The organism is Enterobacter sp. PTB, from assembly GCF_051130085.1.
GTDB lineage: Bacteria > Pseudomonadota > Gammaproteobacteria > Enterobacterales > Enterobacteriaceae > Enterobacter > Enterobacter ludwigii.
The window spans coordinates 1-524 of sequence record NZ_JBDKEE010000117.1 but is presented as its reverse complement, the minus strand read 5'-3'; the positions used below and the strand labels follow the sequence as shown (position 1 = coordinate 524).

The window sequence follows — 524 nt, the reverse complement described above, 5'->3', positions numbered from 1 at the left end:
CGGGCTGGGCACTGCAGCTTTCAAAGATATCGTCACCTCCATGACCGATACGACAGCAGGGCGGGCGACTGTTGTCGGGTGGATGGGTACAGGCGGCCCGGAGATACCCATTCCGGACGGCACCGATATCTATAAATATTTTGCCACCGCAGCCAGTGGTAATTACGGTGGTGGTTCGGGTTTAATCAATGCAGCAACGACCAGTGGCTGGGTGGGCTTCAAGTGGCAACAACATGGGGCCGGAAACAAATATGGCTTTCTCCTTGAACAAGCCAGCAGTGGTCAGATGGCGCTGCATATCTACAACAACCAGAACGGAGACATGACCAGCCCGGAAAAATACTGGAGCAACTCCGGGCTGTTATTTTCTGTGAAAAACCCACCCACAGCAGTACAAACCGGCGCACTGCCAAACCCCGGCACTCTGCTGACCTCCATATATGACATCAAAGGGAGCGGGATTTATGCCGCGCTTGGCAAGGGGAATGAAAAACCAACGGAAGGCATGCCGGATGATTCAGGCA

The 524-nt window shown here is 54.0% G+C and carries 1 protein-coding gene; it reads left to right on the top strand.

The genetic code is table 11. The annotated features are described in order from the left end of the window. Positions 1-524: hypothetical protein (locus AAIR21_RS27855; RefSeq protein ID WP_434682838.1), on the top strand; the 524-nt coding region annotated here is incomplete at both ends.